The sequence below is a fragment of the Carboxylicivirga taeanensis genome, from assembly GCF_051851475.1.
GTDB classification, from domain to species: domain Bacteria; phylum Bacteroidota; class Bacteroidia; order Bacteroidales; family Marinilabiliaceae; genus Carboxylicivirga; species Carboxylicivirga taeanensis.
In genome coordinates this window covers 269,941-296,197 of record NZ_JBPUSJ010000004.1, presented here as the reverse complement: position 1 = coordinate 296,197, position 26,257 = coordinate 269,941, and the positions used below count along the sequence as shown (strand labels likewise).

At 37.8% G+C, this 26,257-nt stretch carries 15 protein-coding genes and 1 pseudogene; 6 read left to right on the top strand and 10 right to left on the bottom strand.

Translation table 11 applies throughout. The annotated features are described in order from the left end of the window. Window positions 1–16: 16 nt before the first annotated feature. On the top strand, window positions 17–2,515 hold the full coding sequence (locus tag ACSX1H_RS08390; RefSeq protein ID WP_439183401.1) for a carbohydrate binding domain-containing protein: 2,499 nt from the start codon (window positions 17–19) through the stop codon (window positions 2,513–2,515). An 18-nt stretch (window positions 2,516–2,533) separates the two neighbouring features. On the opposite strand, the gene ACSX1H_RS08385 is transcribed toward ACSX1H_RS08390, so the two are convergent. From ACSX1H_RS08385 to ACSX1H_RS08365, 5 genes are all read right to left on the bottom strand, one after another. Then, complete coding sequence (locus tag ACSX1H_RS08385; RefSeq protein ID WP_439183400.1) at window positions 2,534–6,589, bottom strand: hybrid sensor histidine kinase/response regulator transcription factor; 4,056 nt, start codon at window positions 6,587–6,589, stop codon at window positions 2,534–2,536. A 773-nt stretch (window positions 6,590–7,362) separates the two neighbouring features. Beyond that, window positions 7,363–7,746: a hypothetical protein gene (locus tag ACSX1H_RS08380; protein ID WP_439183399.1), complete on the bottom strand. Its 384-nt coding sequence runs from the start codon at window positions 7,744–7,746 to the stop codon at window positions 7,363–7,365. A gap of 207 nt (window positions 7,747–7,953) precedes the next feature. Beyond that, complete coding sequence (locus ACSX1H_RS08375) at window positions 7,954–8,379, bottom strand: hypothetical protein (protein ID WP_439183512.1); 426 nt, start codon at window positions 8,377–8,379, stop codon at window positions 7,954–7,956. Between the two features lie 672 nt (window positions 8,380–9,051). Beyond that, window positions 9,052–10,287 carry a tetratricopeptide repeat protein gene (locus ACSX1H_RS08370; RefSeq protein ID WP_439183398.1) on the bottom strand — a complete coding sequence of 412 codons (1,236 nt, stop codon included), beginning with the start codon at window positions 10,285–10,287 and terminating at the stop codon, window positions 9,052–9,054. 4 nt (window positions 10,288–10,291) lie between these two features. Continuing rightward, window positions 10,292–11,800 carry an ATP-binding protein gene (locus ACSX1H_RS08365; RefSeq protein WP_439183397.1) on the bottom strand — a complete coding sequence of 503 codons (1,509 nt, stop codon included), beginning with the start codon at window positions 11,798–11,800 and terminating at the stop codon, window positions 10,292–10,294. 507 nt (window positions 11,801–12,307) lie between these two features. On the opposite strand from ACSX1H_RS08365, the gene ACSX1H_RS08360 reads away from it, so the two are divergent. Together ACSX1H_RS08360 and ACSX1H_RS08355 are read left to right on the top strand one after the other, a co-directional pair. After that, complete coding sequence (locus ACSX1H_RS08360) at window positions 12,308–13,711, top strand: PQQ-binding-like beta-propeller repeat protein (RefSeq protein ID WP_439183396.1); 1,404 nt, start codon at window positions 12,308–12,310, stop codon at window positions 13,709–13,711. A gap of 338 nt (window positions 13,712–14,049) precedes the next feature. Continuing rightward, complete coding sequence (locus ACSX1H_RS08355; RefSeq protein WP_439183395.1) at window positions 14,050–14,376, top strand: helix-turn-helix domain-containing protein; 327 nt, start codon at window positions 14,050–14,052, stop codon at window positions 14,374–14,376. Window positions 14,377–14,454: 78 nt separating this feature from the next. On the opposite strand, the gene ACSX1H_RS08350 is transcribed toward ACSX1H_RS08355, so the two are convergent. The 5 genes and pseudogenes from ACSX1H_RS08350 to ACSX1H_RS08330 form a co-directional block, all read right to left on the bottom strand. After that, window positions 14,455–14,682: a hypothetical protein gene (locus tag ACSX1H_RS08350; protein ID WP_439183394.1), complete on the bottom strand. Its 228-nt coding sequence runs from the start codon at window positions 14,680–14,682 to the stop codon at window positions 14,455–14,457. A gap of 590 nt (window positions 14,683–15,272) precedes the next feature. Next, window positions 15,273–15,968: a hypothetical protein gene (locus tag ACSX1H_RS08345; protein WP_439183393.1), complete on the bottom strand. Its 696-nt coding sequence runs from the start codon at window positions 15,966–15,968 to the stop codon at window positions 15,273–15,275. A 9-nt stretch (window positions 15,969–15,977) separates the two neighbouring features. Then, window positions 15,978–16,181, bottom strand: a pseudogene (locus ACSX1H_RS08340) (RHS repeat-associated core domain-containing protein); the annotation flags it as partial. 452 nt (window positions 16,182–16,633) lie between these two features. Continuing rightward, on the bottom strand, window positions 16,634–17,155 hold the full coding sequence (locus tag ACSX1H_RS08335; RefSeq protein ID WP_439183392.1) for a hypothetical protein: 522 nt from the start codon (window positions 17,153–17,155) through the stop codon (window positions 16,634–16,636). After that, the gene (locus tag ACSX1H_RS08330; protein ID WP_439183391.1) at window positions 17,148–18,401 is read right to left on the bottom strand and encodes an RHS repeat domain-containing protein; all 1,254 of its coding nucleotides are present in this window, start codon (window positions 18,399–18,401) and stop codon (window positions 17,148–17,150) included. The genes ACSX1H_RS08335 and ACSX1H_RS08330 overlap by 8 nt, the downstream gene beginning before the upstream one ends. A gap of 1,002 nt (window positions 18,402–19,403) precedes the next feature. On the opposite strand from ACSX1H_RS08330, the gene ACSX1H_RS08325 reads away from it, so the two are divergent. From ACSX1H_RS08325 to ACSX1H_RS08315, 3 genes are all read left to right on the top strand, one after another. After that, on the top strand, window positions 19,404–21,137 hold the full coding sequence (locus ACSX1H_RS08325) for a tetratricopeptide repeat protein (RefSeq protein WP_439183390.1): 1,734 nt from the start codon (window positions 19,404–19,406) through the stop codon (window positions 21,135–21,137). A 594-nt stretch (window positions 21,138–21,731) separates the two neighbouring features. Continuing rightward, window positions 21,732–24,722, top strand: coding sequence for a SusC/RagA family TonB-linked outer membrane protein (locus tag ACSX1H_RS08320; RefSeq protein WP_439183389.1), 2,991 nt, complete (start codon window positions 21,732–21,734; stop codon window positions 24,720–24,722). A 29-nt stretch (window positions 24,723–24,751) separates the two neighbouring features. Then, the gene (locus tag ACSX1H_RS08315) at window positions 24,752–26,239 is read left to right on the top strand and encodes a RagB/SusD family nutrient uptake outer membrane protein (protein ID WP_439183388.1); all 1,488 of its coding nucleotides are present in this window, start codon (window positions 24,752–24,754) and stop codon (window positions 26,237–26,239) included. Window positions 26,240–26,257 lie beyond the last annotated feature (18 nt).

Here is a 26,257-nt window from a genome sequence, read left to right as displayed (position 1 = left end):
ATAAAATACAAATCCTATGATGAAAAAAAATATACCTCTAATTACGTGCTTCATATGCTTTTCCATGTTTATGCACGCTCAGGTTCGAATTACCATTAATGGCACACACGAAAAGCATACAATTAGCCCCATGATTCAAGGCCATGGTTTAGTATATTCACATGAAGCCGACAGTATTTATGAAGACGGCAGGATGGCGCAACTATTTAAAGATGTTGGCACCAGTTTTTTACGCTGGCCAGGTGGAACTGTCGTCACCCATTATCACTGGAATGATTTAAATGGCAATGGCTGGTCTGATAATTGGGATCCTAATTACGATACCGCTAATAATGCCTCTCCTGCTAACTACATGGATTTGGATGAATACATCAATTTATGTAATACCTCGGAGGTAGAACCCATGCTTGGTATAAATATGAGTTCCGGCATGGAATGGAACAGACAAAACGATGCGTTAAATGAAGCTGTTTCTTTAATCAAGTATTGTCAGGCTAAACAATTTGATGTGCAATATTTCTACCTTGACAATGAAACCTATCACAATGGTAACTTATATAATAAGGACCCGGACAATGACGGAGAATCTTGGTCAGCATCAAACTATGCTGCGCAAATCAATATTTATGCTGACTCTATTAAAAAATACATCCCCGATGCTAAACTTATTGCAAACTGGTCTAATAAAATAAGAACAGATAATGGTTTCGCCACTTTAATGAATATTGCCGGTGATAATATCGACTATATTGACATTCATTGGTATTGGCGATGGGATGAAGCGAGTTGGGAGCTCTGGAAATCGCAAACTCCTATTCAATTTGAAAACCAATGGTATAATGGAGGCACCTACGTTGAAGAAATAGAATACTTTAATAATCTAACTTCTCAACTTAACAAACCACATATTAAGATAGCCTCTTTAGAGTGGAATCTTGGTCCCGGACCATGGCAAACAGACGCACATCACACTAAATTTAAGACTGCCTTAATGCAATCAGAAATGCAAATGCAAATGATGCAAGGTGGTATGGAAGTTGCCTCATTATGGTCAACACAATGGCCTGGTACCGTTGATAGTGATGATCGCTTTCTAGTAGACCCGGATGGTGGTTATGTACCTAATCCAACAGCAACAGTATTTGGATTATATAAATATGCACTGAATGGTAAATTAGTAGAAAGTTCTTGTAACGATGATAATATCATGCTCTCAACAGTTATTCGCAACAACAATAGTGCAATTGTTTTTTTATTAAGTAAAAAAGACATTGATACCAATGTTGAATTTACCTTAAGTGGCTATGATATCTTATCGGTGAAGCAAGCAGTACGCTTTAAAGATCCCGGAATTCTTCAGAACATAAGTTTGTGGCAAAACAATAGCAATTACCTGGCCGCCATAAAAGCCAACACTCTAACAATGATAGAATTTGAAATTGACCAGTTAAATCTAATTGAAAATGGAGATTTCGAGAGTGGTATAAATAAGTGGGATACATGGAATAGTGTTCAATCAGGCACAGAAGCTGTTTATGGAAATGGTTCCTTGCAGCTGGATGGTAATGCTTCTGCAAGCCAATGGGTTCAAGTCCAACCTTCAACCTCATATACACTTTCAGCCTTTGCCAAAGTTAATGATCCTGCAGTAAAGGTTCAATTAGGTATTTCAGATTATAAATATATTGATATCCATGATACTTCATTTGCTTTACAACAGCTGATGTTTACCACAGGTACCAATACTGACTCTGTTAAAGTATACTATTGGAGACCACCAAGTGCTGTTGGTAAAGCCACTTTAGATGAGGTGGTTTTAAAAGAAACTGCTTACATCCTTAATCCTTCATTTGAACAGGGTTTGCATGCCTGGAACACATGGCAAACAGTAATCGAAGAGAATACAGAAGTTGCAGAAGGGTTAATAAGTTTGAAGTTAGACGGCAATGCATCTGCTTATCAATGGATATCGATAAAACCAGAAACTTCTTATAAGGTGATATTTAAGGCTAAGGTTGATAACCCAACAATACCTGTAACATGTGGTATTCAAAAACCGGACGGAAACAATTATTCCACTATTAATATTGATGATACCAATTATACGACTTACACTCTCAATTTCACAAGCGAAGCAGGAGCTGAGCAAATCAAACTCTTTTTTTGGCGACCGCAAAATTCTCAAGGAGGCGCTTATTTAGATGATTTACAAATCATCGAAGAGTTAAGTTTAAAATGTGCTACTCTGGTTGGGGAACTTAATTTCAAACACAATAAAGTGAAAGTATGGCCAAACCCTGCAACTAATCAAATAAATATTGATTGCTCAGATATGGCAGAAAGTATTCAGGTCAGCCTATTGGATGTTTCTGGAAAACAACTACTTAAAAAAGGTGTTTCTGCCATTAATGGGCTTGTGCAAATTGATATTAGTCAAATCCCTTCTGGAATACATCTATTACAACTGGTTGATAGCAGAAAACAAAGTATTCAGGTGAAACTAAAAGTTGAGTAGTTATACTTTCATCACCTGCTAATTGTAGCTCCTGATTGAGGCGTCAGGAGTTTTTTCATTCTTGTATTCCTTGGGAGAAACACCGTACAATGCTTTAAAACTTCTTGTAAAGTATGAGCGGTGATTAAACCCTGCCATGTACATAACATCAGTCACATTTAGACCTTCTTCTTTTAATAACTGAGCAGCTCTTTTTAAACGGAAGGTTCTGATAAATTCAGTAGCCGATTGACCGGTCAAGGCTTTGATTTTCCGGTAAAGGTTGGTGGTTTTCATTCCCATCTTATCAGCTAATATGGCTACATTCAATTCCGGATTGTCTATTTCCTTCTCCATATGAGCTTTCAGGTCATCCAGAAACTTTTCATCTAAAGTTGTGACAGTTATTTTAGATGGCTCTAATTTTATTTGCTTAGCGTAAATTACCTTTAATTGTGTTCGCTGATCAATTAGGTTTTGAATCCTAATCAGCAAATATGCCATATTAAATGGTTTCTGCATATAATCATCAGCTCCTGTTTCAATTCCTTCCGTCTGACTTTCTAAACCTCCTTTGGCAGTCAACAATATGAATGGTATATGACAGGTACGCAAATCGTCTTTTATATTTTGACAAAGTTGAATACCATTCATAACTGGCATCATCCAGTCTGATATTATCAGATCTGGCACTTCAGCAAGTGCCAGACGGAAGCCCTCTTGACCATTCTCAGCAACAAGGACTTCATATTTTTCATGCAGACCATCAGCCAGATATTCTCCTAAGTCTTTATCATCTTCGACAATTAATATTTTTAATCGTTTTGTATCCGGCTCACCTTCAAATGGTTTTTCACGGCCAAGTTCTGATTCAATATCGATTTCTACTTTCGCAAATTGAGCCTTACGTTTTATTACTTGATTATCCTTTTGTAAATTAAATGGTATTGAAAATGTGAAGCAACTTCCTTTCCCAAGCTCACTTTCTAAAAATATTTTGCCTCCCTGCAGGGTTACATACTCTTTAACCATAGACAGGCCTATACCCGTACCTTGCTGACTACTATAATTATCTGCACCTAAAGTATAAAAGCGATTAAATATATTTCCCTGATCCTCCTTTCTGATTCCTCCGCCATTATCAATAATTGACACTAAAAGTTCATTTTGTTTCTTATTGACTTGTCGTCCGTCTTGAAGTTGTACTTTAATTACACCTCCATCTGGCGTAAACTTTAAAGCATTAGAGAGAAGATTAACTAATATCTTCTCAGTTTTTTCCATATCGAAGTGCATTAGCAATGACTCTTCATGAGAAACATATTGGAGAAGCATATCTCGACGCTCTGCTTCACTTTTAAACTGAGAGACAACATTATCAATAAACCAGATAATGTTATACTCCTGAACATTTAATATTTCACCACCACTATCAATATTTCGTATATCAAGTATTTGACTGACAAGCTTTTTTAAACGATCTGTATTTCGCTTAACCAGCTTAAGTGGTTTCCTGACAGACTCATCTATGTTCTTTGTCAATAAATCATCAATAGGGCTACTTATTAATGTTAAAGGCGTTTTAAGTTCATGAGAGATATTTGTAAAGAAACGAGTTTTTATTTCAATTAATTCCTCGCTTTTTTGTCTTTGAAGCGTTTGAAAACGAATATCACTTAAATGCTTCTCTCTGGCTATTAACATTCGTCTGGAAACAAAGAAAAGAGTAATTATCAAACAGATATATAACACTATAGCCCAGGTTGAGAAGTAGAAGGGAGGATTTACCTTAATAACCATCGTCCTGACTTCATCTCCAAATAGTCCATACGTATTAGAAGCTTTAACCATAAGCTTATAAGTTCCTGGTCTAACTTGGGTATATGCTGCGTAATTTTGATTGCCCCTAGTCGTTTGCCACTCCTTATCAAAACCCTCGAGTAGATATTTATAAGCACAGGAATTCTCAAAGCTGTATTGAAAAGAAGAGAATTCCATTGTGAATGAATTCTGTAAGTAATCCAACTCAATGTATTCTGTTTCATCAATCTGACTCTCAATCACGTTTCTATCATTATTTAATAAGAATGGCCTCACTTCATCATTATGAATCGAAAAAGATGTCCAGTGTACTTTTGGAATACGTTTATCAATCTTTAGTGCTTTGACATGTACGGTTACGAAACCTTTATTCCCACTAAGAACCATCCTTCCATCATCTAATAGTTTTAAATCAGTAATAGAAGTAAGCCCTAACTTAACATTAGGGATTCTAATCAATTCTTCGTTTTTTAGGTCATATAGGTGAAAGCTATTTCTAGCAACAAAATAAACTACTGAATCTAATGCGGCAACGCTACTCACACTTTTCGGTAAATCCCGCAGCCAATTAAACTGTGTACCTCCGGCCTCAAGGTGATAAAGCCCTTTACCGGTGGCCATCCATAAAGAACTGTCTTTATCAATAAAGAATTGCGAAATGAAATGATTTGTATTTCCTCCAGAAAGGTGTGAATACCTCTCAAAAATGCCACTCACAACATTGAGCCGATTAACACCTTTGTTGGTGGCCACCCACACATTATCCTCGTCAATCTCAATATCGAATACTTTATTTGATATTAGGGAGTTTTCATTATTGCTTTGATGTTTGTAATTAACAAACTCCAATTGATTATGCTGGTTCCAAAATGCTTTATAAATACCTTTGTTATATGTTCCTACCCAAAGTGCTCCTTCATTATCCTCTTCAATACAACTAATGTAGTTAGTCTCTAAACTTCTTCGCCCATTATTGTTTGCCACATAGGCACTGAATTCACCTTTTAAATTATCATAAAAATTGAGACCACCAGAAGTTGCTATCCAAACATTCCCATTCGAATCGCAATAAACTTCATTCACTTTATTATGCAGTAACAATGGGGGTAAATATTGTTTATATTTTTCCTCGTGGTTTTTATAATGGATCACTCCCTCATCAGAAGCAATCCAAATATCATCATTATTATTCTTGCTAACACTGTTAACTTTTAATACACCCCTAATTAACTCAATGTTATTTACAATAACTTGTCCATTTATATAGGCTTTATCTATACCTATGTCTGTTGCCAGCCAAACATTATTTAACTTATCAATATATACATGATTAATTACATTACTTGAAGGGGAAAATAAATTTCTATGGTCATAAAAATAGTTCTCAAACCGGTTTTTCTCAATATCAAATATGCTTAACCCCATGTCTGTTCCGAGCCACAGTTTTGTACTTTGAACGCATACGGACTTTACAACACTGTTACTAATTGAGTTACGTTCTTCTTGATGTCTATATTGTTTAAATACATTATTAATTGTGTTAAATAAGCACAAACCAGTTTCGGTGCCCACAACCAAAATACTATCAGCATCCCCTTGGCTCGATTGGATACTCAATATCAAATTATTCCGATGTTTAAGAGAGTCTGCTCTTTGCAAGCGATAGTGCTTAATCTGTTTTTGTTTTCTATCAAGCAGATTAAGCTGATCATACGTTCCAATCCATAATCGCTTTTGAAGATCTTCATAGATGCATCGTACAACATTGTTACTTAGTCCTGTTCTGAGTCCTGGTTGATGAATATACCGCTCCTTCATCTCTCCCCTTTGATCGTAGATGAAAAGTCCTTCTTCTGTTCCAATAACTATCTCGTCACTACTTGTTAGATATAATGTTCTACACACTTTATTTCTCAAGTGTTTATCGCTTATTAACTTTGCAAGCTGTGTATTCTTATTATATATAAAAACACCGGTATTCGTTCCAACCCATATTTGATTAGCTCTATCTTCAACTAATGCACTCACATAACCGAAACTACTTCGTTGAGCTTCGACATTAACATTCTCGATAGACTTTACTTTGTAACCATCGTAACATATTAGACCACTTGATGTTCCAAACCACATTAGACCTGTCTTATCCTCCAGTATGCAAAGTATTTTTGTATTAATAATCTCGGGCGGTAAATCAATATGCTCAAACTTCAATACATCCTTAGCACTAAGAACAGAAGTTAAATTGATAAAAATAACGGTAAATAATATCTTCAAGTGACGACTGGTTAGCATAGTTCAAAAATAATCATTTAAAAGAATAATCAAGAAAATCAAAGATGTATTGCAATTCCAAAATTCAATGATATTATAAGTGCTTATTAATGTATTTATAGCCAAATAATCACTCTTTACCATCTTGCCTAAACTCACTTAGTACACTTAAAAGATGTCAAAATGTAAAACGCATTTGTAAAATCAGTTTTTGAGATTGTCAATACCTACAAGGCTTGCAAAAGGTCGAATTATCTTTCTGAATAGTGGTTAGATAGTAACTATAGTTATAAAGCAAGCAATTACATAATGTAATATTGGAAGCTAAACAACTGCCCTTATTTATAAAGAAGAATAGTTATTATTAAAATATATCTACAACTTTTTTTGTTGATGTACTAATCCTGTGTAAGAAGAAAAAGCATTGTAAATAAGTTAGTTTTTTATAAAATTGCCAAAGCCTTGAAAGTTAGTTAAGATTGCTCCATAATGCTGTAGTGAAGGTGTTTCTAGTGAAACATACGGATTTAAATCCTCTAAGTAATATTTACAACTAAATCCTTGCAAAGAACTAGATATCAGTAATTAGAAAATTACGTATCGGAAAGTAGGTAAATCCGAGCTTATGACGACTTAATTCACAACCATACAATAGACTTTTATTACCCAATCTTATATGCAATGTGCGCCTGTAAAATAAACCCTGTCCGAAAAGCTTAACTTAGTTGACAGGGCTTATTCTGCAGCCTTCATGATTCTGTCGAAATGCCCGATTACTAGTTTGTGTTTCGCTCAAAGAACTTTTCTACTTCCTGGTTCCAATACTCTATAGTCTTTGCTCTTTTCTTATTGGTGAATTCATTGGTTTCGTTGTACTTTTTTATTTCCTCATTAAACTCGGCAACGGCTTTATTGTAGCTCTCAACCTGCTCACCATTCATTTTTTGAATTGTAAAAACAGCCTTTCTAATCTGATCCGAATAAATGATGTCAACAGCTTCTTTAGTGGGGATGTACTTTAACTCCACGGTGCTATCCCGATCACTCCTGATTGACCTAATAATGTCCCCTTCGTTAAACTGATTGGAGTGCCATGCCGGTCCTCCAGGAATGAGCGATTCGATAACCAGCTCTCCTCTATTATTGCGATACAGCTCCATCCCAAACGACAGGCTCTCATCGGATAGTGACTGATTAAAAAAATCGGTTTCGGAGGGCGATAAATACAGCGTATGAGGATCGAAAGTATTTGATAAAGCTTTTAGAAAACACGCTTCGACATACTGTGCTGCGCTATTGTCCTGCCCCAGCTTATTTTGTATCCAGCATAACTCCCACTCAATGGCTTCCTCTTTTAAGGCCTCCAGCTATTTACTGTCCACAGCCGCTTTACTGGTAAGAGAATCGGCTTGCTGCAAATACAAGCTGAGTACTTTGTATTTTATCAACTTCTTGTATCGGGCCGCCAGAGCATTGGGGTTTAAATACCCCCGGTTAGGATAAAATTCGATGGATTCAGATAACCCGTAATTGTACTCTCGATTCTGTTGAGCATTGAGGAACAAGTTTGTTTCCCGTATTCGTTTATCATATAAAGATGCAATTTCACTGATAAATGAATAGTCTTTATTGTTAATATAATTATCTAATTCGTACCTGAACTTATCAAGCTGTTCCAGGTCGTTCGTTGAAAAGATGAGTTTTCTTTCATCCAGACTCAGAATAAAGTCATCGAATAAAAACGCTGAAAAAGCATCATCAATTAATCGCGGTTGATAATGGTATTGCTCTATTGCTTGAAGTATAAGCTGCGATTTACCGGCTACTTAGCTGACCTGCCCGCTAACTTTGTGTTGCGATAATTGGGTAAACAGAATAACGAATGTATACAATAAAAACTTCATCGTGTAAACGGCCTTCATGAGTGGGTTATAAGTTTGTTATCATCAGCCTGATTACGCAAATTAATTACATAAGTCACATTTTATGATAACTTAATCGACCCCATGAAACTCCTGGACGAAAACCATAAATGAAAAATATAAACCCCGTTAGCTGCGCCAATGTTTACAACTCCTTCAGTAACCCAGGCATCACACTGATAAGTTATGTTAGCAGTGGCTTTGATGACCGAACCATACCAATTATGACAGCTACTTATGTTAGCTGGTGGCTAAAGAGCCCTCATTACCGGCCAAAGGAGATTAAGACTTCCCGTGCCCTGAAACAGTTCCGCGTTAACAGCGGAAGCAGCAGGCTATTCTTCTCTGCAGCCTCCCCCGACTGCTTACATCCGACTATGCGCGGGTTCCCCTTGGCTTCTGTGCTTTTTTGCGCCTGGAGAAGAAGACCTTCAGGAATCACCTTCCACAATCTCTACTTTGACACCTGGCCGTCCCCTATCTTGTTGCGCACAATATGGCACATACTTTTTATGCCGTTGTTACCTGACTCATCTGCCTGTATTATTTCCCAATTTGCGACACCCATGTATAGCCTACCGTTCCTATCAGGAACCCCATCCACAAGGTACCGTTGAGCCTCTCCTGTCCGATTAATGGTAGTACTACCGATGCTATCCCTATTGCCGTTAATAGCAAACTATAAGCAAAATGTTTGGCAAAAGCCGGCGTGACCCAGCGTGCAAAAGTAGATGAATAAGGCAGTGTTAAAAACATTGAACTAATGGCACCGGTTATCGGGTACCAGTCGAACTGAAGGTGTAAAACATACTGTATGAGTGCCGAAGCTAATAAAAAAGCCATGATGTTGGCTCCCAATATTTCGCCTTTATCCAGGGCGTGCTTTCCATATTTGTTAAAGCGCATGAAAATATTGAAGATGGGATTGATGGTCCACACCATGAACACAAAGGCGATGTACAGGCCAACAACAACTGAGAACAGGGGTGCCAGGTCTGAGTTTGTCTGGCTCAGTTTATTGGCTATCCGCATAATAATGAAGGCTCCAATGATAAAGCCCCACCTGGCTTTGGATGAGAGCTTACCCACCCAATTGTAGTAATTATAGAACGCGTTGAACAGTGGATTTTGCGCTTTAATGGCCATTACTAAACCCGACTTGGCATAGTCGCTGGTAGGATCGAGCATGACGGCCGATTTAAAATGCTCCAAAGAGGCTTTTACCTGCCCCGTATCTAAAGACGACCAGCCTTTAGCGGCAAAAGCATGGGCACTTTCGGGGTTGTCGTTCAGAGCTTCGTCGGCCATGGCATCTGCCTCCCTGTATTTACCCAGCCCCCTTAGCAGCAGCGATTTTATTTGCTTAGAAGCGGCATGTTCGGGATTTATTGCCAGGGCCTTATTAATGGTGGTTAAGCCCTTTTGATGGTTCCCCTGATCGTTCAGGATAGCGGCATAGAGACACAGGTAATCTTCATCCTCCGGTTCGATGCGCAAGGCCTCCTGTATGGCGTCACTGGCCAGTTTGTAATCGTCTGTACGGATATAACACTTAGCCAGCACGTAAAAAGCATAGGCGGCATGGGGCATCAGGCCTACCCCTTTGTGTGCTGCCTGCAGCGCCTCTTTATTTTTGCCTAAGCCGGACAAACTTAAGGCTAAAAGGGCATAGTAAATGCCATTGTTGGGCTCTTCGAGCAGCTGTGCTCTTATCTCCCTTTCGGCCTGTGAATATTTATCTTGTTGGAGTAGTAATTCTATTCTGGCAATCTGGCTCATCTGCTTATTTTATATTTAAGTAAGTTAGTATATCATCGTACTGGCCGCTCTGGTTGGAGTAGACAGCATAATTTTTAGCGGTTTCGAACCATACTTTACAGGATGGCTTAATGCGCTTTATTGCCGACAGGAAATCCCTGGTTTTAATCGGGGTTTCTTTGCCCGTTTCGATAATGGTTTTTAGTTTCTCCTCAATAACCACATCGACCAGAGCTTTCATATCGGCCCCGGTAAAATCTTTGGTATTCCGGGCAATTTTGGCGCTATCCAGATCCATGGCCGGCTTATCTTTCAATTGAATTTCCAATATCTCTTTGCGAGCCTCTTCATCGGGTGGCGGAATAAAAATGATGCGATCGAAGCGCCCCGGTCTTTTAAAGGCTGCATCGATGTGCCAGGGTGCATTTGTTGCCCCAAGAACAAGGATGCCATCGTTTTCGGCCTGCAGCCCGTCCATCTCCTGCAAAAACTGGTTTATCACATTTTTTCCGGCACTGTTTTTCATATCGGTGCGGTTAGCGCCCAAGGCATCCACCTCATCGAAAAATATGACGCAAGGGGTATTTTTTCGGGCATACTCAAAAATGTCGTGTAGTTGTCGCTCGCTTTGGCCGAGGTACATATCGAGCACATCATTAATGCCCACCGAGATAAATGCCGAATCAATTTCGCCGGCAGTTGCCCTGGCAATATGGGTTTTTCCGCACCCCGGAGGTCCGTACAGCAATATACCACCCCCAATTTTTTTTCCGTATTGCTTAAATAAATCGGCATGCTTAATGGGGTTGATGATTTTCATGGAGATATCCTCCTTTACCGACTTCATCCCTCCTACATCTTTAAACGATACATTGGGCTTTTCCAGTGGGATGATGGGTGCGGCCGGTTTTTCCTCAACAAGCAAGCTTACCCTTTCGTCCTCTTCGCAACTCTCGTCCTCTGTGGCCTTAAACAGCTCATCCAGTTCATCGTCGCGGTAGTCGGGATGCAGGGCATTCAGCGCCCGATACAGGCGACCGGCCGCCGTTTGGTTGTTCTCCTTGTTATAGAACAGAATTAACCATTTATAGGCTTCAGCATCCTGCATGCCTTGCTCAATATGATGCTCCAGCAGCAAAATACCTTGCGATATTTTATTGTTTTTATAAAGCAAGCGGGCATACTCCAACTGATAACCCGGGTCAGTATTTGCCAACTGCTTACATACTGTCTCGGCCTCCTGCCACATACAGGCCTCTTGGAGGGCTTCTAAATACATCTGCAGCAACACGGGATTGTCGGGCGATAGCTCCACCGCACTTTTCAGTTGCTGTATTTTTTCATCATTCATAGGCTTTGCAATAGTGTCTGTTTCATTTTCCAATTCCTTCACTGTTTCTTTCAAAACAGCCCCTTTGCCAGTTGCGGTCTGTGAGTTCATACCCATAAGTGTATCGCACGGGCCGCCTGCTATCCTCTCCGTTGATTGTGCAAATCCTTCCACCTTACAAGGTGCCCGGTTTCTTTTAGGCATAGCCAACCGGTTGGTAAGACCTCACCTTGGCAGCAAAACAGCAGGTATGCCCGATAGTAAGCAATATTAAACGGCCACAACACTTCATGCGTGTTCGATTGATCGGGATGCTAAAAATAACAAAATTTGTGACTGTTATGTTAGCCATGCCAATGAATCAACTCAAGCATTCAATATAAGCTGGCCACGCGATTCGTAACCACACTCCCCACGTGCTGAATAAAAACAGGCACCAAAGCCATTAAATGGGTAGTAATCAACCCCTCGCCCCACCTTATTATTCAGCTACATCTGCTGTAAAGCCTAACCAAAAGGCCGCTGTACATATTCCTATCGCATTTACCAAAAGTGCGCATGTGATTCGATATGCCACAACGGAATTTCCCCGTATACAGGCATGTGCATTACTTTAGTTCAGAAGTGGTATTAGGAGTAATAACCTTTTACTACAAATTCCGTAGTACTATTCATAATAATTCATATAAAAACACCAAATCCTTAAAAATCATGACGATAAAAACAACCAGTTTATTTTTAATTCTGTTTGCCTTTCTATTGGGGGGCTGCAGCAGCAGCGATTCGGATACCGCCGGAGAAAACACTGCGATTCCGTTGGAAGCAACAATATGGGGCGCCCAAATACATGGCCACTATGAGGCAGGCACACCACTTACTGAGGATAACTACATCAGCCTTATACTAATAGGAAAGGAAACAGGCAAGTACCATCTATCAACTGCTAAAGTGAATGGCTATAGCTTCTCGGCTTCTGGTGAATTTGACGCCGTTGGTGAGCAGGAAATTATTTTACAAGCCGAAGGCACCCCTGAAAAAGAGCAACTGGATGAATTTAAAATCACCACATTGCAGGATGAAGAAACCATTGAACTTCAGGTCTTATCTAATGTTTCCAGTAAAATAGTTGTGGCTTCGGGCGAGCGTAATTCGACGGGAGTGACCTACGCCATCAGTGGACGTGGTGAGCTTTTGTGGGAAAAAGAAGGCTATGGCAGTTATGCCACCATTATAGATGGTAACATCTACATGAAATATGAAGGGAATTTGTGCGCTTTTAACCTTGAAACGGGCGCCGAATTGTGGACAAACGAAAGCTTTTACAGTATTAGTTATGTTTCCTCGTACAATAACACCATCTATGTGTCAGAGCTAAATGGTAAACTACATGCCATTAACCCTGGCGATGGAAGCATCACATGGACACACACGCCTCCATCCTATCATAACGCTTACGGAGTTACCTATAAAGACAATATTAGCTACCATGCATCGGGTGAGGTTTATGCGCTAAGCTCTGACAATACAGTGCTATGGCATACCGATTTTATCACTAATGGCGGCGAATCTGCGCCAACCATATCAGGCAATCAACTTTTTGTAAGAGATTGGTATAAATTGTACGCCGTAGACATTACAAACGGCAGCAAACTATGGGAAAAAGATTATAGAGGAATAGGCAGTCCGGTTGTGTATAACAATAAACTGTACTTAAATACCATCGATGATAAGTGCCTATGCCTCGAACCAGGCACAGGTGATATTATTTGGGAATTCACTTTAGATGATCTTAGTCGTTCGCCTTATCCGCATGATGGGAAATTATATCTCACAACAGACTTTGGCTTTACCATTATGGTGGCCCTTGATGCAACAACCGGTGAAGAGCTTTGGAAGAAAAGTGGCTCTTTTGCTGAGACAGACATTCTAGTGATGGATAACATAGCTTACATGGGCACTGTCAATAACATTGTTGGGCTCTATCATACCACCGGACAAGTTGTTTCCATCTTAAGCAATGGCAATCGCCTGTGGCATCATATCATAAGTGCTATTTACGATACTGAAACCAAAGAAGCTGTTTACCCGATTCCGGTTAATAACCGGGTTGAATAACTGGCAATCAATAGAACATCAAAAACCGGAAATAGCGGTTTCAGATCTTGCTAAGGTTTTACCCGGTATTTGTAGGTACCATGGTCGATCCATGGTCGTACCATCTTCGTACCATGTTCGGTAAAAGGGCTGCCTAACCGAAGGTGGTACGAAGCAGGATCGAACCAAAATCGAAGCAGGAACGAAGCAGAATCGAACATCGTCCGAACAACCTACAGCTAAATCGCTCTTCCATTGGCTAGTCTAAACTCATTTAAGTGCTCGTGCTCCGCATTAGTTAGTGACAAACTAACTTTTACAGGCGACGAAGATGCAATCTTCGCCGAGCACCTTTTTTTATGAGACTTCAGCGAGCAGGAGTGCCCACACATATCAATGTGGATAAATCGGCCTATAGTAAAATTGAAAAAGGGACACGCAGTGTTACTGTAGAGGAACTGCAGAAGATGGCACAGCTCTTTAACATGACTACCGACCAGGTTTTAAACTATGACGGTAAAATACCTACCGAAGTTACCATTGAAGATAAAACAGCCGTTGAGCAAATGCCCTTAATCCAACAGCTTGATGATGACGACAAGCAGACCATCTTTAAGCTGATTGATAAAATGCTTACCAATAAAAAGTTTAAAGACTTCTTTAATAAAAATATTGCGGCTTTATAAATGTAAAAATCCCGACATAATTGCCGGGATTCTTTATAATTATTTAACAATACTAATAAAGTCTAATCTTAGAAAGATTTACTTAGCCTTTCTATAGTAAAATACTCCAATCAGCGTTAACAATACTCCAATAGCAACAAGTACTAATGGGTGTATAGTGTTACCATTAAACACTTTGTCAAACTGATTTGACAATTCTAAAATTAAATAAGCTATTCCATTACTTAATATTAATAAGACTCCAAGCGCAATGGCAATTATTGAGTATCTATTACTATTACTTCTCTTACTTTTTATGAATCTCATTTCTATATTATTAAATGTTTATCTATGTAGTAAAAGTTAATTCTCTTGAACATGGTGATAATATAACCAACTTTATAACTTCTTCTTCCGATTTAATTCTAATTTTTCGAAAGAATATCAGGAACTTTTTTACCTCAAGAACTTTATAATCTTTTAAAACCAGAACTCCATTATGAAACATTATAAACATTTCTTTATCACTCACCTTTAAGGTCTTAAGCCTACTATACACTAAGGAAATCATAAATATGATTAATACAAATATATCAATAAACAAATACACCTCAAATAAATCATGAAAGCGACCAGACGTTAATATAAGAATGAAAAAAAAGAGGAATAAAGCTCCTGTTGATAAAGGAATTATGATATTGTAAAGCACTGTCAATCTACTCGAAACAAACTTACTTTTAGGTATATATGCAAAGTATGCCTCATAAATAACATAAAAAGATGACAGTATAAAAGCAAGTATACTTACAACACCTATTCCTACCGGAACCGTCTCTAATAAGCCATTAGGTATAATACTAAATAAAGTGAAGATAGCACAACCGACATATAATAAATAACTTTTCAAAATCATAAAACTAAAATTTAAAACCCCATCTTGCTGTTCCTGACACTCCCCAAACTACGGAAGCTCCACCGCTTAATTCTAATCCCACAAATCCACCAACAAATCCTGAGCTATTAAAACTTACATTACCGCGAAAAATAGTCCAACCTAAATTTACATTATGCACATTAGTTCCATAGTTATTATCCAACTTATAACCACCTCCAAATCCGGCATATGCTCCATTTATACGGAATAACTCCACTTTGTCTGCCATTACCAATGGCTTTAATTCATGAGAAGCCCAATCTTGCTTTTTATTACTGAATTCACCTTCCAGCACCGTTTGATTTAACATTCCTATCTCAAAACCAATTAAATTCTTACAAATTGCACCTGCTTGCATTCCATGAGTAACATTCCCTTCAACTCCATAATAATGATGTTCTTTTGCCCAATCTAATGCATCTCCTATCCAACTACCCCCACCATTTGCGTCAACGCTACCAAGCCCTAAAGCCCCAGTAATAACATTACTATTACTACCCCCAATTAGATTATTGAAATCAGCAGTGTTATTATCCCGAAAGATACTTGTACCCTCTTTTTTGTTATTGATAGCCCAGGTTCCATCAGAACTTTCTTGAATTTTATTACCACTAAACCAGCCGGTTCGAATATTATTATCTTTTGCCCACTTTTTTGCATCGCCTTCAGATTCAAACATGCCACTCGGATCGTTTAATCTAATAGGGTTATTAAACCCGTATCTAAACGGCGTCCAATTTGGGGCTTTATCCGCCAAAGGATCCACCCCATAAAACACACTTATCCTCGGGTCATAATATCTGGCTCCATAGTAATACAAGCCTGTTTCGGCGTCTAATTCTTTACCGTTGTAAAGATAAGCCGTGTATTCAGCATCGGTGCGTTCCTCAATAAAGGTTTGCCAACATATTGTTTATATGGTGTTGGCGATTTACGCTGCGCTCCAATTCACCAAACGGGAAATACTCCATACAAAATATATTGCGGCACAGGTTATGCTAGTACACCTCGCCGCATACCTAAGTTTGCCCCGTCATCTATACTCCTGGCAACCATTAGCAAAAAATATATGTCAAAGTACGTGCTAATGGTTATTATTTTTAAATACCAAAGACCTTATTTAATACAACGAAGCGAGATACTTACGCCGAACGTTTTGCAGCTTATAATCGCTATGCTCAACTATTCCTTTCTAAACTGATTTAAATGCCTTTGCTTCGTAATGTTAGTTACAAAGTAACTGCTACAGGCGACGAAGTTGCAAACTTCGCCGAGCTTATTGATTATTTAATTATTCTGCATTGAGCCAAGATTTAAATAAGTTCTTATCTCTCAAAAATTAAATTATAGAATAATTATTGGTTTATAAACTCTATCAAATTTTTGTATATATTTTGACATTATTCCACAAGGAACAGCCTCTATCCATCCAAAATTATTATTTTGTAATCCTTCTAAAGAATTATCAAGTACAATACCACTATCAAAAACTAGAATATTGTCACAATACATTAACAATTGATTCTCAATTGTTGCAAAATCCCCTCCCGTATAAATAAATTTCCAATTCTTCATTATTCCTTTTATAAGGTCGGTATCTGTCGTTTCAAAGACTTTACCTTGAGGTATTTCTTTATTGATATTTTTCCTATCTCCCTTATTTATAACAATAACGATTTTCCAAGAGCCTTCTTCAGAGTCATACATATCTATGAGCTTTAATGTATCACCTTTAATATAGCTATCCTTAATGAAGGTATACGAACAATCCAAATTAGTTCTGTATATTATCGGATTGTAAAATAAATAAATTGCTAAACTCAATAATAGTAATACAATTATAATTTTAAATTTATTATTATTCATTGACTCCATTTTTTATAATTATTTCTCCACTTATTTTCGTGCCATCTTTTTTCGTATAATTTAGTAATTGCATATCTGTTCTTGGTCCTCCAGGATAGTCTACCCTTGTACTTGACCCATGAACTTTAGACTTATTATCAACCAACTTTGTAAATTGATCTACAACACTTTTTTCAAATGGTATATCTCCATCAACTGCTGTTCTACAACCTCCAACAACATTAATCCAGGCTCCGCTTTCAAAGGCATCAGATTCAAAATCATCACCAGGTTCAATATAATCACCACTACCAGCATATCCAACTTCAAGATCTCCAGGTGTAGCATGTCCAACATAATAGAAGCTTGTTATTTTATCCTTCTGTCTAGAATCATCACCTGATTTATTATTTATGTAACTTATAATATCATCAGAATCTTCAACAACGATTACATTTATCCCAAGCTTCTCTGCTTTCGCCGTATAGTTTTTTAACATTTTACTATCATGTCCAGCATCTTTTGATTTATCGTCATAAATAATCCAAGTTACTTCTTCCCCTTTTCTTTTGGTTCTTTTCTGAGCTGCTTGTGCTCTATTTAATCCATTGATTAAAAAGTGTAGCTTATTTCCATGATTCCCTGGCTGACCAGAAAGAACTATCCCTTCTTTTCCATCTGGATCAATAACATTTAAAGAATTGTTAAAAGTATATTCAAAAGGAGAGTGGTTTGGATACTTACCTGTCAAAGGATCAACTCCATACCACATACTTATCCTCGGGTCATAATATCTGGCACCATAATAATACAAGCCTGTTTCTGCATCTAATTCTTTACCGTTGTAAAGATAAGCCGTGTATTCAGCATCGGTGCGTTCCTCAATAAAGGTTTCTCCAAAGGGGAAATACTCCATGTGCTGGTAAACCTCGCCGGATACGTCTGTAATATACGAAGAACTACCCAAATGGTCGGGGTGATAATAGAATTGCAGGTTCTCCACTTTGTTAGAGGGAGTTTCATCACTGCCCGGCTGGTTGGCATTGCCACCTCCGTTCATCAGGTCCTGATTACGGTAGTATTTTTTCAGACGTCCATAGGGCACTTTGCCACTTTTACCGGCCGTAAATACGGCTCCATCCAAGCCCAAACTTTCAAAATTGGCGTAGATGGCTGCTTTGAGTTCTTTCCCCTTTAAATCAAAATCAATGGTATTGCCACCGGCTGTTGAGTCTTTGGGATTAAGCAGGTTCTGATACTCCCCCATTTCGCCCAGCTTGGACACAATGCGCTGCCCTTCGATGTAAAAGTCAATTTAGACATATTAGAATCTCTTAAAGACCTTTCATTATACCTTTGAAGAAAATGCGAAGTATAGTGGTACATATTATGCCGAAATATGGTTCAATGAAAAGCACCCTTTCCGTGGTTCTTTGAAACCAATATGGCATTTTAACCACACTTCTTTAATTTCTTTAGCCAAATTTTCGGAAGACATATTTGGTACTATCATAATAAGCTAAATTTAAGAACTTATTAGGTGTTGTGGCATCTGCCGAACGAAAATATAGTTAGTATATCCTCACAGTCGGAGAGAATATGCATATTTCTTGTCGTGCACTTCTATCTTCCCTGCCAGTTAACTGCTTCAGTACTACGTTTGGCTGGTGTATGTTTTCCTTCTAACAGAACTGCATATCGGGTAATTATTTATATATTGAATAGTAATTACCATAGCTTACCCCAGCTACTATCGTCACACCATTTGCGGTAATGGGCATAAATTCCATTCCAACTGCACTTTAATCGGAATTCTACGTCCGTGGCAGCCTGTTTTAAGGCAAAAAAAATGGGTTTAATAACTTGACAGAAGTTAACCTTAGTATTGTTCCATGAATTGCCAAATATATAATATGTCTTTTGTTTAATTGTTTGTGTACTTAGCACTTTGATAGATATTTATTAAACCTACCAGGTATCTATCTCATTATCGGTCATCTTTATAATTTAAAAGCTCTATGTTAAGACTTTAAGCAACTTCATTATAATAGCTTCTGATAATTCTTCATTCCCAACAGTATTCATTCAATATAAATAATTTACTTTGACCCTTAAATGATAATTCGTATCTGGCAAAAAATATCAAAACAGGACAACTTAGATGAATGCCAATATGACTAATCTTTAAAAACGAAAAAATAATATGCTATTTCTAACTTGCATTAAAATAGTTTTGGATCGTTACATGCACTTTTTTAAGCTAATTTCTTTGAAAAAGTTATTATTACTATGTTTTCTTCTAGGCTCAGCTAGTCAGTGGATAGTTAGCCAGAACAAAGTAGATAGTTTGATGCAGCAACTTAAATCAGAAAAAGAGACAAATAAGAAGATTCAATTATATATAGATTTATGCCGTGCACATATTGCCCACGATTATGAAACAAGTAAGTTGTATGCACAGCGTGCTGCGGCATTAGCGAAGGAAGTTGATAACACCTTTGGCCTTGCTCAAAGTTACTCTTGTGAAGGTTCGTTATATAATTATTATCAACAGTATATACCAGCCATATGTATTCTCGAAAAAGCAATTGCCCTTTACGGTGATAATCAATTTTTGGAGGAAGTTGGGTATGACAACTTACAACTAGCAAACTCATATAAGAATATTGGTAATTATGCTACAGGATTAGAGCGAGCATTTAAAGCGAACGATATTTACAAAAAACTTAATAATCAGAATGGCTTACGCCGTGTAAGCAATTTACTAGGCAGTTTATATCGCTATTTAGGAAATTATGACAAATCTATCTATTACTACTCAAAAAGCCTTGAGATTAGTGAATTACAAGATTACCAGCCAGGAATGGCAGCCGCATTAAATAATTGGGGGCTAGTACATAAATTGCAAGGAAATAATGAATTAGCTTTGGAGTATTACGCTAGAAGTGGTGCAATTGAAAAGATGTTAGGAGATAAGCATGGAATAGGTATTTACTATAATAACGTTGGAATCATCCATTTGGAAAGCAATAGGCTTGATAGTGCCTTTGTCTATTTTAAATATGCACTGGCTTTGCGAGAAGAAACTGGCGATGAGAAAGGAAAGGCAAACGTGTATGATAATTTGGGCGATTATTATCAAAAAATTGGAAACTTAAAGAAAGCAGAAGAATATTATATTAGGTGTATTGAGCTTGCTAAAAAACTTCATTTGGTTAGGCTCGAAAGTGTTGCATACAAATCCCTTACAGAAACTTATGAGAAAAATGAGAATTATAAAGCTGCTTTCTCTGCTCATAAACGCTTTAAACAGCTAAGCGATAGTCTTTTTAATTATAATAAAGCATTGGAATATATGCAGCTGGAAATGCAGCACCAAAAAAAAGAAGATTTAGCACTATCTGAGCTAAAAACACAACGAGAGCGTTTTATCTATTTTATTGTTATAGGTTTATTTCTGATTTTATTTATGGTTTTTATGATCATGATTCAAAAGCAACGTAGCAGGTCTATTTACCAAAAATTACGTGCTGCTGAGTTGGAGAAGAAGCAAAAAAAAATCAATCAAGCATTGGAAAGAAAAAATAAAGAGTTAGTGTCGTTTTCAATGAACATTGCTCAGCATCATGAGTTGTGTTTATCAGTAATAAATAAGCTTGAAACAACAATTGGATCTCTTAAAAAGGATAATAAACCAATCATTCAGAATATTATTAATGAAATTAAATCTGACCTAAACCATAGTTCGTGGGAGGAGTTTGAAGTACGCTTTTTACAGGTTCACCAAAGTTTTTATGATAACTTAATGAGTCAATTCCCTTCATTATCGCAAAATGAAAAGCGACTTTGTGCCTTCTTAAGACTAGATATGTCAACCAAAGAAATATCTTCTATAACCGGACAAACTCCACATACAATTAATGTTGCTCGAACACGTTTACGTAAAAAACTAAACCTTGCAAATACCGATGTAGCATTAAACGACTTCTTAATTTCATATTAATTGATAACCAGCAACATAAATTAACATGTATGCTAAATGTATTACTAGTGTATTGTCCTTGTATGCAGTAATCTTATTGAAAGTCAGAATTAACTTAACATTTTAGTGGGGCTTAAACAACCATTGCCCTATGAAAAAAAAGGAAAATAAATCTTATCCATCTAATGGTAATCGACTGCTCAAACAGCATTTTAATGTGCAAAAGTGGCTTTTCAATCTAACGCATTTTTGCCTTACATCTTTGAGAAATACATATTATTTTGTTAACATTAGTCGGTTTCCAATTCCCCTAGTACTCTTCAAGAAGAGTTATTTATCAAACAACTATCAAAGGAGTTTTGGTTTTGTCTTATCTGTCCACAATTACCGGAAAAGATACTGAGCTTATAATCAACACATCTATTTGGACTTGCAATAACTATGCAAGGATAAACATATTTATAAACCAAATTCAACAGTGTTAATAGAAGTGTCGCAAAGCCACTGTCATATTTTCTTTTGCTTTAATCAGTATGTCCTAATGAGGATATGCGTTAACTATAAAGACCTTATGTAAAAGTATAAAGGTTAATTCTACACTTTAAAATTTAAACTATGATGAAACTGCGATTATCATTATTTGTGTGCATAAGTTTGCTTGTGTCCCAAATATTCGCTCAAAGCCATTCGGTATCTGGTAAGGTTACCGACACCGAAGGAATGGCACTACCAGGTGTAACAGTGGTGATTAAGGGCACCACCAATGGCACAGTAACCGGTTATGACGGAGAATACCAAATAAATACAACCACAGGCAAAGAAACTTTGGTTTTCTCTTTTATAGGATTTACGACCTTGGAACAACCTATTGAAAGTAAAACAAGCATGAATGTTGTTCTAACAAGTGACATTGAAGAAATTGATGAAGTGATGGTTGTAGCCTATGGTACATCAAAGAAAGCATCGTTCACTGGCTCTGCGGCCGTTGTTAAATCGGAAGCAATTAATAAAGTGCCGGTTACTTCCGTCGAAAAAGCACTATCGGGGACTATTGCCGGCGTAACAGTGGCAGAAACAAGCGGTCAACCGGGGTCTTATTCTGAAATTCGAATCAGAGGGCTTGGCTCATTCGCCGCTTCAAACTCTCCACTCTATGTAATTGACGGTGTGCCAATCACAACAGGGTCTATGTCCGAAGGTGGTAACTTAATGTCTTCCATTCCAACAGGTGATATTGAAAGTATTACAGTATTAAAAGATGCAGCAGCAGCTTCACTATATGGCTCTCGCGCAGCGAATGGGGTTATTTTAATCACAACCAAACAAGGTAAAAAAGGTGTTACTAAATATAACCTTAAGGCTAGTTATGGAATATCGGACTTTGCCGTAGATAATTACAAAGGGGTTAGTGGCGAAGATCACATTATGCTACATAAAGAATCGTTGGAGAATTATTACGGTGTGGGCCATGAAAAAGTTGACAATACTATGAATGGCTTTGAATGGTATAAGCCTGAAGGCGGCTTCACTGACTGGTATGATCTTCTTTTTAGGAAAGGTGCCACAACAAACATTGAGTTATCAGCTACCGGAGGAACAGAAAAAACACAGTTTTATATCTCCGGCAGTATGTTAGATCAAGAAGGTTTAGCACTGAACTCTGATTTTAAACGGTATTCGGGTCGCGTAAAACTAACACACCAGGTGAATCGCAAAATCAATATAGGTGTTAATATTCTAACTTCTCATACAGACCAAGATGTGGCTAACAATGGATCCAGTTACTTTAATCCATTTTATAATGTTAGTAGAAATACCTGGCCGACAGAAACTCCTTATGACGAAAATGGTGATTTAAAATATGAACTAGTAAATGCCGGCTATTATAATCTTCTCCGCGAATATGAATTAAATGAAAAAACGGCTCAAGTATTCAGAAGCATGAGCTCCGCTTATTTCGAATACAAACCGATTAACACACTAACGTTTAGGTCAACTAACAGCTACGATTGGATAAATAATGATTATGTTCGCTATGGTTCTCCATCATCACGTTCCTATGAAGATGTCAAGGGCGGGGTGTATAACGAAAATAGTAAGAGAAAACGCTTAACAACTTCAAACCTGTTAACTTTTGACAAAACATTCGCTGATCAGCACCACTTAAATGTAATTGGAGCTTTTGAAGCTGAAAAATACGAATCTAGTAATTACGCAGCCGAAGGAGAAGGTCTGCCTAATGAAAGCTTAAAGGAGTTATCTGTAACTGCTGTTCCCGTTGGCGCTTATGGCTATTCAAGTGCCTATACCATGGTCTCTTACCTATCGAGAGTAAATTATGATTTTAAGGATAAATACTATTTTTCAGGTAGTCTGCGTAGAGACGGTAGTTCAAGACTTGGCAATAATGAAAGATGGGCCGACTTCTGGTCTGTTTCAGGCTCTTGGCGAATAACAGAGGAGAATTTCATGAGTGGTTTCGACTTTCTGGATGATCTAAAAATCAGGGCATCATATGGAACAAATGGAACCTTGCCTCCAGGTTATTACGATCACCTCGCACTTTATAGTTATGACGAAAAATACGATAGCAAAAATGCGGCGACTGAAGATCAAATTGCTAGCCCTGACTTAACCTGGGAAAAAAATAAGACGTTCAATATTGGTTTGGAATATGGATTATTTAACCGCATCAGAGGTAGCGTTGAATATTTCCAAAGGCATACGTCGGATTTAATAATGGACTTGGATTTAGCCCCAACCATTGGCGCAGGCAGCACCATGGTGAATATTGGAGAAATGCAAAATAAAGGGCTGGAAATTGAGCTCCATACAGACAATATTATTAATGGAAATTTCAGATGGTCATCTACCTTTATTTTCTCCAGCGTGAGAAACGAAATTGTTAAGCTTGCTGGAGGTAAAGATATCGAAACGGGTCGGTATATACGCCGCGAAGGCTTGCCTTACTATTCGTTCTACATGCCAATATGGGCAGGTGTTGACCCGGCTGATGGCTCACCAATGTGGTATGTTATTGATGACAATGGAAATATTACGGATGAAGTAACGCATGATCACAAAGAGGCAAAAGATGCTTATGCAGGTTCGGCAGAGCCCGATTTTTATGGAAGTATTGGAAACGAACTATCCTACAAGAATTTTACCCTGTCATTTTTATTTAACTATTCCGTAGGTGGAAAAATATGGTATAACTCAGGATATAAGTCGTGGAACGATGGACGAAGTCCAAAATATGTTATTCAGGAAAGTCAGCTAGACCGTTGGCAAAAACCAGGTGATATTGCCAAGCATCCAAAGCGAATCTGGGGTGGAAATAATAGTTCCGATATACGCTCCACCAGATTTTTGTTCGATAATAATTATCTGCGTTTAAAAGATATCACACTATCGTATAATCTTCCCAGCTCATTGCTATCAAAAGTTGGTATCAGTAATTTGAGAACATATATACAGGGAAGGAATTTATTGACTTTTGCATCTCAAGACATTGTAGATCCTGAACATGGAGGAGCCAATGGATATGCCTATTTTGAGATGCCACCGGTAAAAACAATATCGTTTGGTGTTGAAATTGGATTCTAGAAGTCGTGTTTAAATAAAAAAAAAGATAAATGAAAAAAATAAAGTTTATAATAAGCTTATTCATCATTGCATTACTATTTGTCGTGCAATCGTGTTCTGAAGATTTTCTTGTTGAGTATCCAACAGATAAACAAGCTCCCGAAGACATTCAGAAAATGGCTGATGTAGAGGTGGTTATTAATGGGACATATAACCTAATGCAGAGTGTCGGTTTCTTAAATAGTAATATCATTACTCGTAATGACATGCGTTCCGACGATATGCAGGTGCCTGATTTTGGTAGACTCGAAGACGAGTACCGTTATGATTTTGATGAGCAAAATAGTGTGTTAAGTATCTGGTCAACCCCTTACACTATAATCAGACAGGCTAATAATGTTATTGCCATGCTTGAAGGCATCAATGTAGAATCACCAACTGACAAGGCTAAAAAGGATGACATGACCGGTCAATCCCTCACTATTAGAGCTTTAGCGCACTTTTCGCTTTGCAACTCGTATGGCTTACCCTACGCGCATAACGACGGACAATCATTGGGTATTCCAATTGTTACCGAGGTATTGCCGAAGGATGCACAAGTGAAAAGAAGTACAGTAGCTCAAGTATATGATCAAATAATTAAAGATTTAACAACTGCCATTCCCTTGTTATCTGAGGCACCAAAAGGCGGAAAAATTAACTCATGGGCAGCTAAAACCCTACTGGCAAGGGTTTATTTGTACAAAGAAGATAATACTAAGGCGTATGAAACAGCTGTTGATGTGATTAAGAAAAGTCCATATGTTTTATTAAAAAGAAGTGAATATGTAGATGCATGGTCAAAAGAATTCAATTCCGAATCGATTTTCTCATGTGTTAACAATGCGGCCGACAATGGCGGTGGCAACTCAATAGCCTACCTTTCAGACCCTGAGGGATATGGTCAATTTATTGCATCACAAGATTTAATCGATTTAGTTAACTCGGATCCTGACGATATTCGAAATGAGATATTATATATCGACCAGCTTAGTGTAATAGGCGATCCAACAACTTATGGAAGGATACTCAAGTATCCTGGCATTGGGAATACAAAAGCTATTATCGTAGATCATTTTGAAGGTGATGGTGAACCAAAACCTGAGTTAGCATCCTCGGCTACAACAAGTAATGTACCCATCTTTCGTCTATCAGAACTCTACCTAATTGCTGCAGAAGCTGCAGTTAAAGGAGGTGGATCGGATGCCGCGACCTATTTAAATGCCATTGTTGAACGAGCAAATCCTGCTGCAAAGGTTGCCGAAGCTGACGTTACCCTTGACAGGGTATTAACGGAAAGAAGAAAGGAATTGATGGCTGAAGGACACCGCTTTTTTGATCTGATCCGTAATAAGCGGGATATCGTTAGAACGGAGTGTGCAAGAACAGCTCATATGACGGCTCGGATGCATATCCCATATGACGACTATCAGGTTGTGTTTGCCATTCCTTTAGAAGAACTAAAAATAAATCCCTTAACACAGAACCCTGGTTATTAGAGCTTTGTTGATAACAAA